The organism is Nocardia sp. NPDC049220 (assembly GCF_040647855.1).
Taxonomy (GTDB): domain Bacteria; phylum Actinomycetota; class Actinomycetes; order Mycobacteriales; family Mycobacteriaceae; genus Nocardia.
The window spans coordinates 1,490,614-1,503,982 of sequence record NZ_JBEZDA010000001.1 but is presented as its reverse complement, the minus strand read 5'-3'; the positions used below and the strand labels follow the sequence as shown (position 1 = coordinate 1,503,982).

Here is a 13,369-nt window from a genome sequence, read left to right as displayed (position 1 = left end):
ACCTGTGCTGCGGCGCGTAACCGGCCCCGGTGACATCGTTTCCGCGGGACGTCGAGAGGTCCAGCGCCTTGGTAACGTACTCGCCGGTGCAGGCACCGTCCGGGGTTCTGCCACAGCGGCCGCGCCTTTCACTGCCGCGCGGCGCAGCGTTCCGGTGGACAGGCCGCCGGTCGCCGGGGCTCAATCGACCGCCTCGGTGGCAATCACCGGCTGGGTCAGGCGCGGCAGCACCGATTCGCCGTACGCCTGCAGCGTCGCGGTTTTCGCGTCGTGCTGAAGGTAGACGGCGAACTGGTCGACACCGAGCCGCTCCAGCTCGCGTAGCCGGGCCAGATGGTCGTCGGGCGTGCCCAGCAGACAGAAGCGGTCCACGATGGTGTCGGGCACGAATTCGGCATGCACGTTGCCCGCGCGACCGTGCTGGTTGTAGTCGTAGTCCTGCCTGCCCTGGATGAAGTCGGTGAGCGCGGCCGGGATATCGGTGCCGGTACCGTATTTCGACACGATGTCCGCGACGTGATTGCCGACCATCGCACCGAACCACCGGCACTGCTGCCTGGCGTGCGCCAGCATCGCGTCCGATCCGTCGGTGACGTATGCCGGCGCGGCGGCACAGATCTGGACCGACGCCGGGTCGCGACCTACGCGTTCGGCGGCTGCCCGCACCCGCGCTATGGTCCATGCCGTGATGTCCGGATCGGCCAATTGCAGAATGAATCCATCGGCCACCGCACCGGCGAGGTCGAGAACACGGGGTCCGTACCCCGCCACCCACACCTCCAGCCTGGACTCGGCTGCCCACGGCAGACGAACGACGGTATCACCCACCCGCGCGCTGCGACCGTTGCCGAGTTCCCGGATCACCTCGACGGATTCCCGCAGCGTAGCCAGGGTGGCGGGTTTACCACCGAGGGTGCGCACGGCCGAGTCGCCGCGACCGATTCCGCACAGGGTGCGGTTTCCGAACATATCGTTCAACGTGGCGAAGGTCGACGCGGTCACCGTCCAGTCACGCGTGGCCGGGTTGGTCACCATCGGGCCGACCACCACTTTGCGGGTGGCGGCCAGGATCTGACTGTGGATGACATAAGGCTCTTGCCAGAGCAGATGCGAGTCGAATGTCCAGACATGCGAGAACCCATGTGTCTCCGCGAGTCTGGCCAGCTCGACCACACGCGCGGCGGGAGGCGTACATTGCAACACCACACCGATGTCCATGCGGCCCTCCGTTTCGTGGATCGGGATGCGTCGTCAGATCAGGTTCTGCGATAGTTCGCGTTTGACGAACCGGCCGTGCCCCGCGCTACCGAGGTAGGCGCCGGCGTCGATGATCACCCGGCCGCGGGACAGCACCGTGTCGACGTGGCCATCGATCTCGAATCCTTCGTACGCCGAATAGTCCATGTTCATGTGGTGGGTCTTGCCGACCCCGATGCTGGTATGGCCGGCCGGGTCGTAGATCACGATGTCGGCGTCCGCGCCGGGGCTGATCACACCCTTGCGCGGATACATGCCGAACATCCGCGCGGGCGCGGTGCAGCAGACCTCCACCCAGCGCTCCAGCGAGATCTTCCCGGCCTTGACGCCCTGGAAGAGCAGATCCATTCGATGCTCGACACCGCCGATCCCGTTGGGAATCTTGCTGAAATCGCCCAGACCCCGCTCCTTCTGATCCTTCATGCAGAACGGGCAATGGTCGGTGCTCACGGCCGTGACGTCGCCGGTGCGTAGGTAACGCCACAGTTCGTCCTGGTGCCCTTCCGCCCTGGATCGCAGCGGTGTCGAGCACACCCACTTCGCGCCCTCGAAACCCGGTGCGCCCAATTGCTCTTCGAGTGACAGGTACAGATATTGCGGACAGGTTTCGCCGAACACGTTCTGGCCGTTGCCGCGAGCGGTGGCGATCTGCGCGAGCGCCTGCTTGGCCGAGACGTGCACGACATACAGCGGCGCGCCGGTCAGATGAGCCAGCATGATCGCCCGATGGGTGGCTTCCTCCTCCATCTGCCACGGCCTCGTCGTGCCGTGGAAGTACGGAGCGGTGTCGCCACGCGCGAGCGCCTGCTCGACCAGCACGTCGATGGCGATCCCGTTCTCGGCGTGCATCATCAGCAACGCGCCCAGCTCACCGGCGGTCTGCATGGCCCGCAGGATCTGGCCGTCGGTGGAGTAGAAGACGCCTGGGTAGGCCATGAACAGTTTGAAACTCGTGACCCCCTCGGCCACCAATTCGCTCATCCCCTTCAGGGATTCGTCGTCGACCTCGCCGATGATCTGGTGGAAGCCGTAGTCGATCGCGCACCTACCCGCAGCTTTCCGGTGCCACACGCCCAGGGTGTCCTGGACCCGCTCCCCTGGTTTCTGAACGACGAAATCGACGATGGTCGTGGTGCCGCCCCAGGCGGCGGCGCGGGTGCCGGTTTCGAAGGTATCGGACGCTTCGGTGCCGCCGAAGGGCATCTGCATATGGGTGTGACCATCCACGCCACCAGGGATCACGTACTTACCGGTCGCGTCGATCACCACCTCGGCGGATGCGGCGAGGTCCGCACCGAGCGCCGTGCTGCCGGGATGCAGCACGGCGACGATGGTCTCGCCGTCGACCAGCACGTCGAGCGACTGCGATCCGGTAGCCGAGACCACCATGCCGCCATGGATGAATGTGCGCGTCATCTCGATCCCACCTTGTCTCAGGGGGCCACCATGGGCCCGTAGGCGTCGGGGCGGCGATCGCGGTAGAAGGCCCAACGGTCACGAACCACCTTGATCAGATCCATGTCCAGATCGCGGATCACCAGTTCGGGGCCGGTATCCGAGGCGACATCGCCGACGAATTTGCCCTCCGGGTCGACGAAATAGCTGGTGCCGTAGAAATCGTCGTCGCCGAACTCCTCGATACCGACCCGGTTGATCGCGCCGACGAAATACTCGTTGGCCACCGCCGCGGCCGGCTGTTCCAACTTCCACAGATACCCGGACAGGCCACGCGAGGTCGCCGAGGGGTTGAACACGATCTCCGCGCCGGCCAGGCCAAGCGCGCGCCAGCCCTCGGGAAAGTGTCGGTCATAGCAGATATAGACGCCGATCTTGCCGACTGCGGTGTCGAACACCGGCCAGCCCAGGTTTCCCGGCCGGAAGTAGAACTTCTCCCAAAATCCGTCGACGTGTGGTATGTGGTGCTTACGATACTTGCCGAGATAGCTGCCGTCGGCATCGACGACCGCCGCGGTGTTGTAGAGCAGACCGGGTTGTTCCTGCTCGTAGACCGGCAGCACCAGAACAAGGCCCAATTCCTGCGCCAACGCCGCGAAGCGCTCCGTCGTCGGCCCCGGCACGGATTCGGCGTAGTCGTAGAACTTCGAGTCCTGCCTTTGACAGAAGTACGGACCGTAGAAAAGCTCCTGGAAGCAGACCACCTGCGCGCCCTGCGCGGCGGCCTGACGTGCGTAGGCCTCGTGCGCCGCGATCATGGACTCTTTATCACCCGTCCAGTTCGTCTGGACGAGCGCCGCTCGAACGATTCCCATGCCTTGTTATACGTCACCGAGAATCGATTCGGTTGCGATACAAGATTGCGGAAACCAGTTTCGATTATGGGTTGATCAGGATTCGCACCTGGCGGCCGACGTGGATCGGCACTGTATCCCCACCACCGCCTCTCACACAGCAGCGACTCATCCGCGTCCGACCACACTTTTCGCGTCCACCCGCCGCGCGGCGGGTCGACCCCGACGTGCTGCCGACCTCGACGGTGCGGTGCGCCGAGGTCGGGACCGAGCGGACAATGCCGAAGCCGGCTACCTGGGCGAGACGTTCTTCCCGAACTCGGCGCGAGGTTCCGGGTAAACCGACCGTTCACTGCACTCACCGTGTTCGACGGCGAGCACGACCTGGTGGACTCCCCGGTCGCCGCACGCTTCGCCGCAGCCAGCTCCGCAACGCGGTCAGCGCCGTCGATCACGCACGCTCTTCCGCCGTTCTACTCGCGCGCACGGCACCTCCGGCCGGACTCGGCACGTCTCGCACGAAACCGGTGTGTTTCTCGCGGGTCTCGCGCACGCTGCTACCAAATATGCTGTTGCTTCCATGATCTCGTCACCGCGAGCGTCGATGTCCCGCATCGGACATCGACGCTCGCCCGCAGAATTGCCAATATCGATATCGACATCGACTGGCTCATCGCAGAACTCGTCGTCATCACCCGGCCGCCCGACCCACCATCGGCGCCGCACCCGCACCTGCCGCCCGTCCTCCGCCGAGTTATATGACAATCGGACGGTACGGCCACGCTGGGCGAGGCGAGATGGAATGATTCGCGTCGCATCGTCCGGTGCGCAACCCGATTGAAGGAGATTTCTAGCGGTGAGCAGCGAAGTGCACGTGCGACAACTCGACAGCGATCGGCCCGTGAAACGCGTCGGCGTCCCGTGGCGGATGCTGCGGCTCTTCGGCGTCTTGGCCGTCGGCGCGACGCTGGTGGCGTCCGCGGCGGGCGCCGTCTCGGCGAACCCGGGAACTCTGCGGGAGCAGGCGCCTGCCACCTGCGCCGCGCCGACCGCCGGCCAACCGAACGGCAAGCAGTGGACCGCCGAACCTGCGGCGACAATCGATGGCAGTGCCGGATACACCGCAACCCTGACGACCACCTGTGGCACCGTGACGATCGCCTTGGACGCGGCACACGCGCCACGCACGGTCAACTCGTTCGTGTTTCTGTCCGGTGAGCAATACTTCGACCACACGAAGTGCCATCGGATGACCACCGAGGGGATCTACGTCCTGCAGTGTGGTGACCCGACCGCGACCGGCACCGGCGGCCCTGGTTATCGCTTCCCCGACGAGAACCTGACGGGCGCCACCTATCCGGCGGGCACGGTCGCGATGGCCAACTCAGGCCCCGACACCAACGGCAGTCAGTTTTTCCTGGTCTACCAGAACACCCAGTTGCCGCCCAACTACACCCCGTTCGGGCGGGTCACCGCGGGCTTGGACGTGCTCGCGTCGATCGCCGCCGCAGGCGTCAAGGACGGCTCGGGTGACGGCGAACCCGCCGTCGATATCGTCCTCGATTCTGTTGCCGCCGTACGCAACTGAACGATCGAAGTACCTGGTGGCGGCGCCACATTCAGCGCCGCCACCGCTGTTTCGGCCAGGATCAGGAAGCTCGACAAAGAAGTTGACCTGCGCTGTCACGGCACCTCGTCGCCCGCGATTGCCTTATCCTCGCAACCGCCCGACCATCACGCGTGGTGAACGAACCGGACATCGGACCGGAGCAGGACACCGGCCCGGATCGACGGCTCGCCGCAGGTCAGGGCACCGCGACCTTGCGGCGAATGACCAGTGCGACGACCGGCTCGACAACACGGTTGGCAACCGGGCCGAGGATCGCCATCAGCAGTACATATGTGGTGGCCAACGCGGCGAATTCGGCGGGAACGGCGCCCGCGGAGACCGCCAGGCCCGCGATGACGATCGAGAACTCACCATGGGCGACCAGGGCGGTGCCTGCGCGTGCCCGGCCGTAGCGACCCGCGCCGGCCCGCTTGGCCGCCCACCAACCCGTGGCGACCTTGGTCGCGGTGGTCACAACCGCAAGCAGGCACGCCCAGCCCAGCACCGGCGGAATGCTGACCGGGTCGGTACTCAGGCCGAACAGCACGAAGAACAGCGCGGCGAACAGGTCGCGCAGCGGTTCCAGGATCTTGGTGGCGTTGTGCGCGGTCGAGTCCGAGATCGCGATGCCGAGCAAGAAAGCGCCCACCGCTGCGGACACTTGTACCGCGGAGGCGACCCCGGCCACCAACAACGCGGAACCGAGCAATTTCAACAAAAATATCTCCCGGTCCTCGCTGTCGACGATCGCGGAGACATAGCGGCCGTAGCGCAGCGCGACGATCAGCACGACCGTCACCGCGACCAGCGCGATCGCGAGCGTCTTCAATCCGGCGAAAAAGCCGACACCGGCCAGCACGGCGGTGAGCACTGGTAGATAACCCGCCATCACCAGGTCTTCGAACACCAGGATGGACAGCACCACCGGTGTCTCCCGGTTGCCGAGCCTGCCCAGATCGTTGAGCACTTTCGCGACGATGCCCGAGGACGAGATATAGGTGACGCCGGCCATGGCGATGGCGCCGGTGAGGCCCCAGCCGAGCCCGAAGGCAACCAGCACGCCCGGTGTGGCGTTGAGCACGAGGTCGACGACACCCGCGGCCCACGACCGGCGCATACCAGTGACCAGTTCCGACGCAGTGTATTCCAAGCCGAGCAGCAAGAGCAGCAACACGACGCCGATCTCGCTGGCCAAGTGAATGAACTCGTCGACCTGCCGCAGCTCCACCAGGCCGCCGGTGCCGAATACCAGTCCGCCCACCAGGTACAGCGGGATCGGCGACAGGCCGATGCGCGCGGCGATCCGACCGAGCAGGCCGAGGCCGAAAAATACCGCGCCCAGTTGAACCAGCGCCAGTGCCGTCTCCTGTGCCACCATCGCCGATCAGCCGTCTAACAGGATCTTGGCGGCGGCCTCCAGGCCCTCCGCGGTTCCGACAATGACGAGCACGTCACCAGCGGTGAACGTGAAATCCGGCCCCGGCGAAGGAATCGGCTGCCCACCACGCACCACCGCGACGATGGACGTTTTCGTCCGCGTGCGCATCTGGGTTTCGCCGAGCATCCGCCCTTCGTAGCGGGACCGGTCGGGGATGGATAACTGACGGGTCGTCAGTCCGGTGAACTCGCGGTGTTCCTCACGCAGTTGCTCGACCAGCTGCGGTGCACCGAGCAGGTTGGCCAGCACGGCCGCCTCCTTGCCCGACAGCGGTACCTGCTCGGTCTCGTCGGGGTGGTCGGCCTTGCTCACGATCAGGTCCATCGTGCCGTCCCGGTGATCGATCACTCCTATTCGGCGCCGTGTGTTGGTCAGCGGGAAGTCCTTACGCACACCGATACCGGGCAGGGGTGTCACCTCAACGTTCATCGCCCCACCCTAGCCATCATGCGTCCGCGACCTGCGATGGGGTGACCGAATTGTCCGCATTCGGTTCGCTTTTCCGCACGACACTCCGACTGAGCGAGGTGGACCGGGGTTTACCGCCCATGGTAAGAGAGTGACGTGTCCCGTACATCGAACCGCCACTTCGACGTCACCTCCCTCTGCCGATCCGGCCTCGCGCCGCGGGTCCGGTGACGGTCGCCCGTGCGGTATTCCGGTTGCGGCGATCGGCCATCGTCGTCTCGCCCGCGGCAGCGCCTAGCGAAGCCGCGGACACCTACCGGCACGATCTGGATGGGCTGCGTGGAGTGGCGATCGTGCTGGTCGTCGCGTTCCACGTCTGGTTCGGGCGGGTCTCGGGCGGCGTGGATGTCTTCCTGGTTCTCACCGGTTTCTTCTTCACCCGCTCGCTGCTGAGAGGCGTGGAGTCACACCGTGCGGTGCGGATCGCGCCCACCGCGCGCAGGCTCGCCCGCAGGCTGCTGCCCGCCCTGGTGACGGTGTTGGCTGCGGTGGCAGCGGCAACCGTCCTGTTGCGCCCCTTCACTCAGTGGACCGAGATCGCCGCGCAGACGCTGGCATCGCTGCTGTACTACCAGAATTGGCGTCTGGCGTTGTCCTGGTCGGACTACCTAGCCGCCGATCCTTCGGTGAGCCCGCTGCAACACCTCTGGTCGATGGCGGTACAAGGGCAGTTCTATCTGGTCGCGCTGCTGGGTGTGGCACTGGTAGCGGGAGTGTCCGGGCGTCTGGCCGGCCCCGGAGCACTCCGGCCGGTTCTGGCGATCATCCTCGCCGTGCTTGCGGTGGCCTCGTTCGGTTACGCCGCACACGGCACTTCGGTACATCAAGGTTGGAACTACTACGACAGCGTCGCGCGCGCGTGGGAACTACTGGCCGGAGCGCTGCTCGCGGTCGCAGCGCCGTGGCTATCCCCGCCACGTTTCGTCCGCTCGCTATCGGCTGCACTCGGCACGGCCGCGGTGTTGACATGCGGCTGGCTGATCAACGGCGCCGACGCGTTCCCAGGCCCGGCGGCGCTTGTCCCGGTGGGAGCCGCGGTGGCGTTGATTGTGGCCGGGAACAATCTCCCCCGGGCCGAGCAGCCGCTACCCAACCGGCTACTGGGTACATCCGCCGCGGTCCGCCTCGGCGAATTGGCCTACGCGTTGTACCTGTGGCACTGGCCAGTCCTCATCTTCGTTCTCGCGGAGGCGCGGTCCGCCACCGCCGGATTCGTCGACGGTCTCGGCGTCGTCGCGGCGGCATTGGTACTGGCCTATCTCACGAACCGGTTTATCGAGGAACCGCTGCGGAGCCGACGGGCCGCACGATCCCTCATCGAGCCGCTGGTCCGCCATCGCCGCACCGGCCAGGTGATCACGGCACTGGGCCTCGCGGTACTCACGGTGTCAGTCGGCGCGCAAGTCGTGACGCTGGCGAATCCGCCCAAGGCGACGGCATCGCTCGACCCGATCCATTATCCGGGTGCGGAAGCGCTGGTCGGCGGCGCGCACACCCCCAAGGCCCGGACCCGGCCGACCGTGTACGAGGCGCCCGCCGACCTCGCGTACCCCGCCCGGGACGGCTGTATCGCAGATTGGGACACCCGCGATGTGATCACCTGCTCCTACGGGGACGCGAAGGCCGAGCATACGGTGGCGGTAGTGGGCAGTTCGCACGCCGAGCACTGGGTTCCCGCCCTCGATGTCCTAGGGCACGAGCACAGCTTCCGCGTCGACGTCTATCTCAAGATGGGTTGCCCACTCACGGTGGCCGCGGAGCCGATGTACAAGGGCGAGGCCATTCCGGACTGTCGAGACTGGTCGGTCGAGGTGATCGATCGCCTCGGTGCGGACCGACCGGAGTGGGTGTTCACCACCGCGACCCGCCCACGCGACGACCTCGGCGACGAAACCCCGGCTGATTATCTGGACGTGTGGAATCGACTGGCCGAACGCGGACTCAACGTGCTGGCCATTCGTGACACTCCGTGGCTGCGCCGCGACGGTGTCCGGTACCGGGCGATCGACTGCCTAGCCCAGCACGGCGACCGCATCAGCTGCGGCATGCCGCGGGCGGCGGCCTTGAACACGGTCAATCCGGCGCTGGAGTCGGCCGCCTCATTCCCCAACATGTTTCCGTTGGACCTGAGCGACGCGGTGTGCGAACAGGACGTATGCGCGGTCACCGAAGGCAATATTCTGATTTATCACGACGAGCACCATCTGACCGCCAGCTATTCCCGGTCGCTGGCACCGGAACTCGGCAGACAGTTGTCCTCGATCCTGGGCTGGTGGTGAGGCGCCACCACCTGATCAGCCCATCCGCAGCAGGTCCGGCCACACTTGGGACCACGGTGCACGCGGCTGCGCGCAGCGCCAGATAGTGACATCGCGGGTGACGCCGGGGAAACCGAGGCGGGCATCCGCATGTCCGACCGGAATCAGGTCGGCGCAGTGCCGCCGCACATTCGGCTCGTCACCACCAACCCACAGGACCGTGGTGGCCGAGTCCGGCGGCGTGCCGAAGTAACCGAACCCCCGGTTGGGGCTGTAGACGGCGGGGAGGCCGAACTGTGCGCGATAGACGTCCAATGCGCTCGCTTGCCAGTAGGAATCGGCGATCACGATGACACTTGCTCGTTCCGACTCAGGCAGCTCACGATAGACATCAGCTGTCGCTGCCACGAGTTCCGACCAACCGAAACGGCCGTAGACGGCGATCTCCAGCCCCGCCTCGGCCTGAGTGGCGGCCGGCTCGATATCGGCTTCTGGACGCAGCGGCAGCGCGTACACCAACAGCATCGCAGAAAATGCGACCAGCGCGACAGTCGCGATCTTGCGGGGGCGGCGCCAGCCGTTCGTCCAGGCCACCGCACCCACCGCGATCAGCGCCGCGTAGCAGCCCGCCGCGTAGTACGGGCGTCCATCGGTAACGAGGAAAGCCACAGCGAGCACGAGTGGCAGCACACCGAGAAACCGATAGGTCCGCCAGGATGCGGACCGCAACAGCGTCCATATCCCGTAGACCAGCAAGAGACCGCCGAGTAGTCCGGCCGCTGCGAGTGCCAGCGGCAGCCACGTGTAACGGCCGCCGATCGTGGCCTGCTCTGCGGCGACCACACTCCCGAGACGCAGTTGCGGCCAGCCATGTGTCGACTGCCAGATCAGGCTGGGCGCCGCGGTGACGACGACCAGCGCCGCGCCCCACCACAGCATCGGGCGACGCAGCAGCTCCCGCGGCCCGTAGCCGGCCACGCTGATCACGAGCGCGATCCAGAAGAACGGAATCAGCCACTTGACCTGCATGTCCAGTGCTGTGACCGCTCCGGAGGCCAGCAGCAGGCCGTCGCGACGCGTGCGAACCCAGCGGACGACCAGCCAGCTCACCACCACCCACAGCGCCGTGTCGATCGTGTTGGTAGCCAACTGATCACCCTGCACCAGCAGGAACGGCGAGGTGGCGTACGCGCCCGCGGCAAGAACCTGCGCTGCACGGCCTCCGCCGAATTCCCTGGTGATCTGCGCGGTGATCACCATCGCGGCCACGGTGATCACGGCGGCCGGAAGTCGTTGCGCCACCAGTGAATCCGGGGCTGCGAGATCCATCAGGCGAGAGATCACGGGCAGCAGCGGCCCTTGGTCGGCATAGCTGACCGCCAGTCTGCGCCCGGCGGCGACGAAATACAGCTCGTCACCGAAGAATCCGTACCGTGCGATCGAGACCGCCAGCGCCACCGCGGCGAGCGCCGCCACCGCGCCGACGCCGCCGAAGGCGAAAAGGGGCACCGATCCCCGGGCATCCCCAGCACGCCGCTCCGAGTCCAGAACCTCAATCATCGCCACCCCACTACCGTGTCGCCCGGTCGAACACTCTGCATAAGTGCGCTGCGTACGCGTCCAGCGTGAAATCCGCCTCCCGTACCGCCCGCCCGGCCGCGCCCTCGATGGCATCGCGAATCGACTTCGCCATCAGCAGTGGATCGAACTCTCCGAACTCCCCCGTGCGCCGGCCTTCGGTCAGGATGTCGACCAAGGGCACGATGATGTCGCGTTCCCCGTCAGCGGAGGCGAATCTCGGCTTACCTTCCGCGTCACGCAGGTTCGTCACCACTTCGATGAGCGCGGTCACGTAAGCGGAGTTCGAGGCGATGAACGCCACGTTCGAGTCGATGTACGCCAGCAGACGGTTACGCGCCCCTACCGCCGCACCGACCCGCGGCGCGACATATTCCGTGGCCGCGACATACAGCTGGATCACCAGCTGCGTCATCAGATCGTCCTTGCCGGCGAAGTGGTAGGAGATGACCCCTTTGGAGATTCCCGCATGTTCGGCGATCCGCGCCAACGACGCGTTGCCGTAGCCGACCTCGGAAATCACCTCCACGGCGGAGGCGATGATCTGCCTGCGGCGGGCCTCCTCGATAAATGAGATTTTTCGACCACTTGTACTATTTTCTGGCCGCATGGCCAAATTTTAACACAATCAGTCACACAGCTCCGACACAGCCGAAGGGCCGCGTCCTCCAGCGGAGAACGCGGCCCTTTGGGGTCGATGGAAACTTACAGGTACTGGCCGGTGTTCGATTCGGTGTCGATGGCGCGGCTCGCGCTGGCATTCTTCCCGGTGACCAGCGTGCGGATATAGACGATCCGCTCACCCTTCTTACCCGAGATACGTGCCCAGTCATCGGGATTCGTGGTGTTGGGCAAGTCCTCGTTCTCGGAGAACTCGTCCACGATCGAATCGTAGAGATGCTGGATGCGCAGACCGGGGTTGCCGGTGTCGAGCACCGCCTTGATCGCGTACTTCTTGGAGCGGTCCACGATGTTCTGGATCATGGCGCCGGAGTTGAAGTCCTTGAAATACAGGACCTCCTTGTCGCCATTGGCGTAGGTCACCTCCAAGAAGCGGTTGTCCTCGCTCTCGGCGTACATCCGGTCGACGACCCGTTCGATCATCGCGCGGATGCACACTGCCTTGTCGCCACTGAACTCGGCCAGATCGTCGTCGTGCAACGGCAAATACTCGGTGAGGTACTTGGAGAAGATGTCCTGCGCCGACTCCGCGTCCGGACGCTCGATCTTGATTTTCACATCGAGACGTCCGGGCCGCAGGATGGCCGGGTCGATCATGTCCTCGCGATTGGACGCGCCGATCACGATGACATTCTCCAAGCCCTCGACGCCATCGATCTCCGACAACAACTGCGGGACCACCGTGGTCTCCACGTCCGAAGAGACGCCCGAACCACGGGTGCGGAAGATCGAGTCCATCTCATCGAAGAACACGATCACCGGAGTGCCCTCGGACGCCTTCTCGCGGGCCCGCTGGAAGATGATCCGGATGTGGCGCTCGGTCTCGCCCACGAACTTGTTCAGCAGCTCGGGGCCCTTGATGTTGAGGAAGTAGGACTTCGCTTCCTTGGCGTCCTCACCCCGCGCTTCGGCGATCTTCTTGGCCAGCGAATTGGCCACTGCCTTGGCGATGAGGGTCTTGCCACAACCGGGGGGACCGTAGAGCAGCACACCCTTCGGCGGACGCAGCGCGTACTCGCGGAACAGATCCTTGTGCAGGAAAGGAAGCTCCACCGCGTCCCGGATCTGCTCGATCTGCCTACCGAGACCACCGATATCGCCGTAGTCGACGTCCGGCACCTCTTCCAGCACGAGATCTTCGACCTCGGCCTTGGGAATTCGCTCGAACGCGAAGCCGGCCTTGGTGTCCACCAGGAGCGAGTCACCCGGACGCAGCTTGCGGATCGGGGAATCGGGGTCGTCCAGATCATCGACCTCGGCAACCTTGGCAAGCGGACCGGCGAGCCATACCACCCGCTCCTCGTCGGCGTGGCCGACGACCAGGGCGCGGCGGCCGTCATCGAGAATTTCCCGCAGGGTGCCGATCTCGCCGACCGCGTCGTAGATCCCGGCCTCGACGACCGTGAGCGCTTCGTTCAAGCGTACGGTCTGTCCGTATTCGAGAGTGGAGGTCTCGATATTCGGTGAACAGGTCAACCGCATCTTGCGACCCGACGTGAACACGTCGACCGTCTGATCGTCGTATACACCGATCAGAATGCCGTATCCACTCGGCGGCTGACCGAGCCGATCGACCTCCTCACGGAGCGCTACCAGTTGCTGGCGAGCCTCCTTCAGGGTGTCCATCAACTTGGTATTGCGAATGGTCAGCGAATCGATGCGGGCTTCCAATTCCCGTGAGCGATCCGGCGAATCGGCGAGTTGCCTTCGGAGTGCAGCCGCCTCGGCGCGTACTGCCTCGAGCTCTCTCCAGGCCGCCGAATCCGAATTCTCGATGGGGCTCATGTGCTGCTCCTCCCAGTCCCGGTCTATCAACGCTACCGGTCGCGAC

At 65.4% G+C, this 13,369-nt stretch carries 10 protein-coding genes; 2 read left to right on the top strand and 8 right to left on the bottom strand.

The annotated features are described in order from the left end of the window. Nucleotides 1–180: 180 nt before the first annotated feature. The 3 genes from AB0C34_RS06690 to AB0C34_RS06680 are packed head-to-tail and all read right to left on the bottom strand — an operon-like array spanning nucleotide 181 to nucleotide 3,527. Nucleotides 181–1,218 (bottom strand): TIGR03842 family LLM class F420-dependent oxidoreductase, encoded by a 1,038-nt coding sequence (locus AB0C34_RS06690; protein WP_357068110.1) that lies wholly within the window; start codon nucleotides 1,216–1,218, stop codon nucleotides 181–183. 33 nt (nucleotides 1,219–1,251) lie between these two features. Further along, nucleotides 1,252–2,673: a dihydropyrimidinase gene (hydA, locus tag AB0C34_RS06685; RefSeq protein ID WP_357068108.1), complete on the bottom strand. Its 1,422-nt coding sequence runs from the start codon at nucleotides 2,671–2,673 to the stop codon at nucleotides 1,252–1,254. 17 nt (nucleotides 2,674–2,690) lie between these two features. Then, nucleotides 2,691–3,527: a nitrilase-related carbon-nitrogen hydrolase gene (locus tag AB0C34_RS06680; protein ID WP_357068106.1), complete on the bottom strand. Its 837-nt coding sequence runs from the start codon at nucleotides 3,525–3,527 to the stop codon at nucleotides 2,691–2,693. Between the two features lie 835 nt (nucleotides 3,528–4,362). Here AB0C34_RS06680 and AB0C34_RS06675 point away from each other — a divergent pair. Then, complete coding sequence (locus tag AB0C34_RS06675) at nucleotides 4,363–5,094, top strand: peptidylprolyl isomerase (RefSeq protein WP_357068104.1); 732 nt, start codon at nucleotides 4,363–4,365, stop codon at nucleotides 5,092–5,094. Between the two features lie 217 nt (nucleotides 5,095–5,311). Here AB0C34_RS06675 and AB0C34_RS06670 read toward each other — a convergent pair whose 3' ends face one another. After that, nucleotides 5,312–6,493, bottom strand: a complete 1,182-nt coding sequence (locus AB0C34_RS06670; protein ID WP_357068102.1) for a cation:proton antiporter — start codon at nucleotides 6,491–6,493, stop codon at nucleotides 5,312–5,314. A 6-nt stretch (nucleotides 6,494–6,499) separates the two neighbouring features. Further along, the gene (locus AB0C34_RS06665) at nucleotides 6,500–6,982 is read right to left on the bottom strand and encodes a TrkA C-terminal domain-containing protein (protein ID WP_357068100.1); all 483 of its coding nucleotides are present in this window, start codon (nucleotides 6,980–6,982) and stop codon (nucleotides 6,500–6,502) included. 206 nt (nucleotides 6,983–7,188) lie between these two features. Between AB0C34_RS06665 and AB0C34_RS06660 the strand changes: the two genes are divergently transcribed. After that, nucleotides 7,189–9,300, top strand: a complete 2,112-nt coding sequence (locus AB0C34_RS06660; RefSeq protein ID WP_357068098.1) for an acyltransferase family protein — start codon at nucleotides 7,189–7,191, stop codon at nucleotides 9,298–9,300. 15 nt (nucleotides 9,301–9,315) lie between these two features. Here AB0C34_RS06660 and AB0C34_RS06655 read toward each other — a convergent pair whose 3' ends face one another. The 3 genes from AB0C34_RS06655 to arc all read right to left on the bottom strand — a co-directional run bounded on the left by AB0C34_RS06655 (nucleotide 9,316) and on the right by arc (nucleotide 13,323). After that, a complete protein-coding gene (locus tag AB0C34_RS06655; protein WP_357068096.1) occupies nucleotides 9,316–10,839 on the bottom strand; it encodes a glycosyltransferase family 39 protein in 1,524 nt (507 codons plus the stop codon). A gap of 10 nt (nucleotides 10,840–10,849) precedes the next feature. Further along, complete coding sequence (locus tag AB0C34_RS06650) at nucleotides 10,850–11,467, bottom strand: TetR/AcrR family transcriptional regulator (protein WP_357068094.1); 618 nt, start codon at nucleotides 11,465–11,467, stop codon at nucleotides 10,850–10,852. A 95-nt stretch (nucleotides 11,468–11,562) separates the two neighbouring features. Then, nucleotides 11,563–13,323 (bottom strand): proteasome ATPase, encoded by a 1,761-nt coding sequence (arc, locus tag AB0C34_RS06645; protein WP_357068092.1) that lies wholly within the window; start codon nucleotides 13,321–13,323, stop codon nucleotides 11,563–11,565. Nucleotides 13,324–13,369 lie beyond the last annotated feature (46 nt).

Bases quoted from the DNA above. Each gene is read 5' to 3' on its own strand.
- AB0C34_RS06650 (WP_357068094.1), bottom strand. From the start codon at position 11,467: ATGCGGCCAGAAAATAGTACAAGTGGTCGAAAAATCTCATTTATCGAG.
- AB0C34_RS06665 (WP_357068100.1), bottom strand. From the start codon at position 6,982: ATGAACGTTGAGGTGACACCCCTGCCCGGTATCGGTGTGCGTAAGGAC.
- arc (WP_357068092.1), bottom strand. From the start codon at position 13,323: ATGAGCCCCATCGAGAATTCGGATTCGGCGGCCTGGAGAGAGCTCGAG.
- hydA (WP_357068108.1), bottom strand. From the start codon at position 2,673: ATGACGCGCACATTCATCCATGGCGGCATGGTGGTCTCGGCTACCGGA.
- AB0C34_RS06670 (WP_357068102.1), bottom strand. From the start codon at position 6,493: ATGGTGGCACAGGAGACGGCACTGGCGCTGGTTCAACTGGGCGCGGTA.
- AB0C34_RS06680 (WP_357068106.1), bottom strand. From the start codon at position 3,527: ATGGGAATCGTTCGAGCGGCGCTCGTCCAGACGAACTGGACGGGTGAT.
- AB0C34_RS06655 (WP_357068096.1), bottom strand. From the start codon at position 10,839: ATGATTGAGGTTCTGGACTCGGAGCGGCGTGCTGGGGATGCCCGGGGA.
- AB0C34_RS06690 (WP_357068110.1), bottom strand. From the start codon at position 1,218: ATGGACATCGGTGTGGTGTTGCAATGTACGCCTCCCGCCGCGCGTGTG.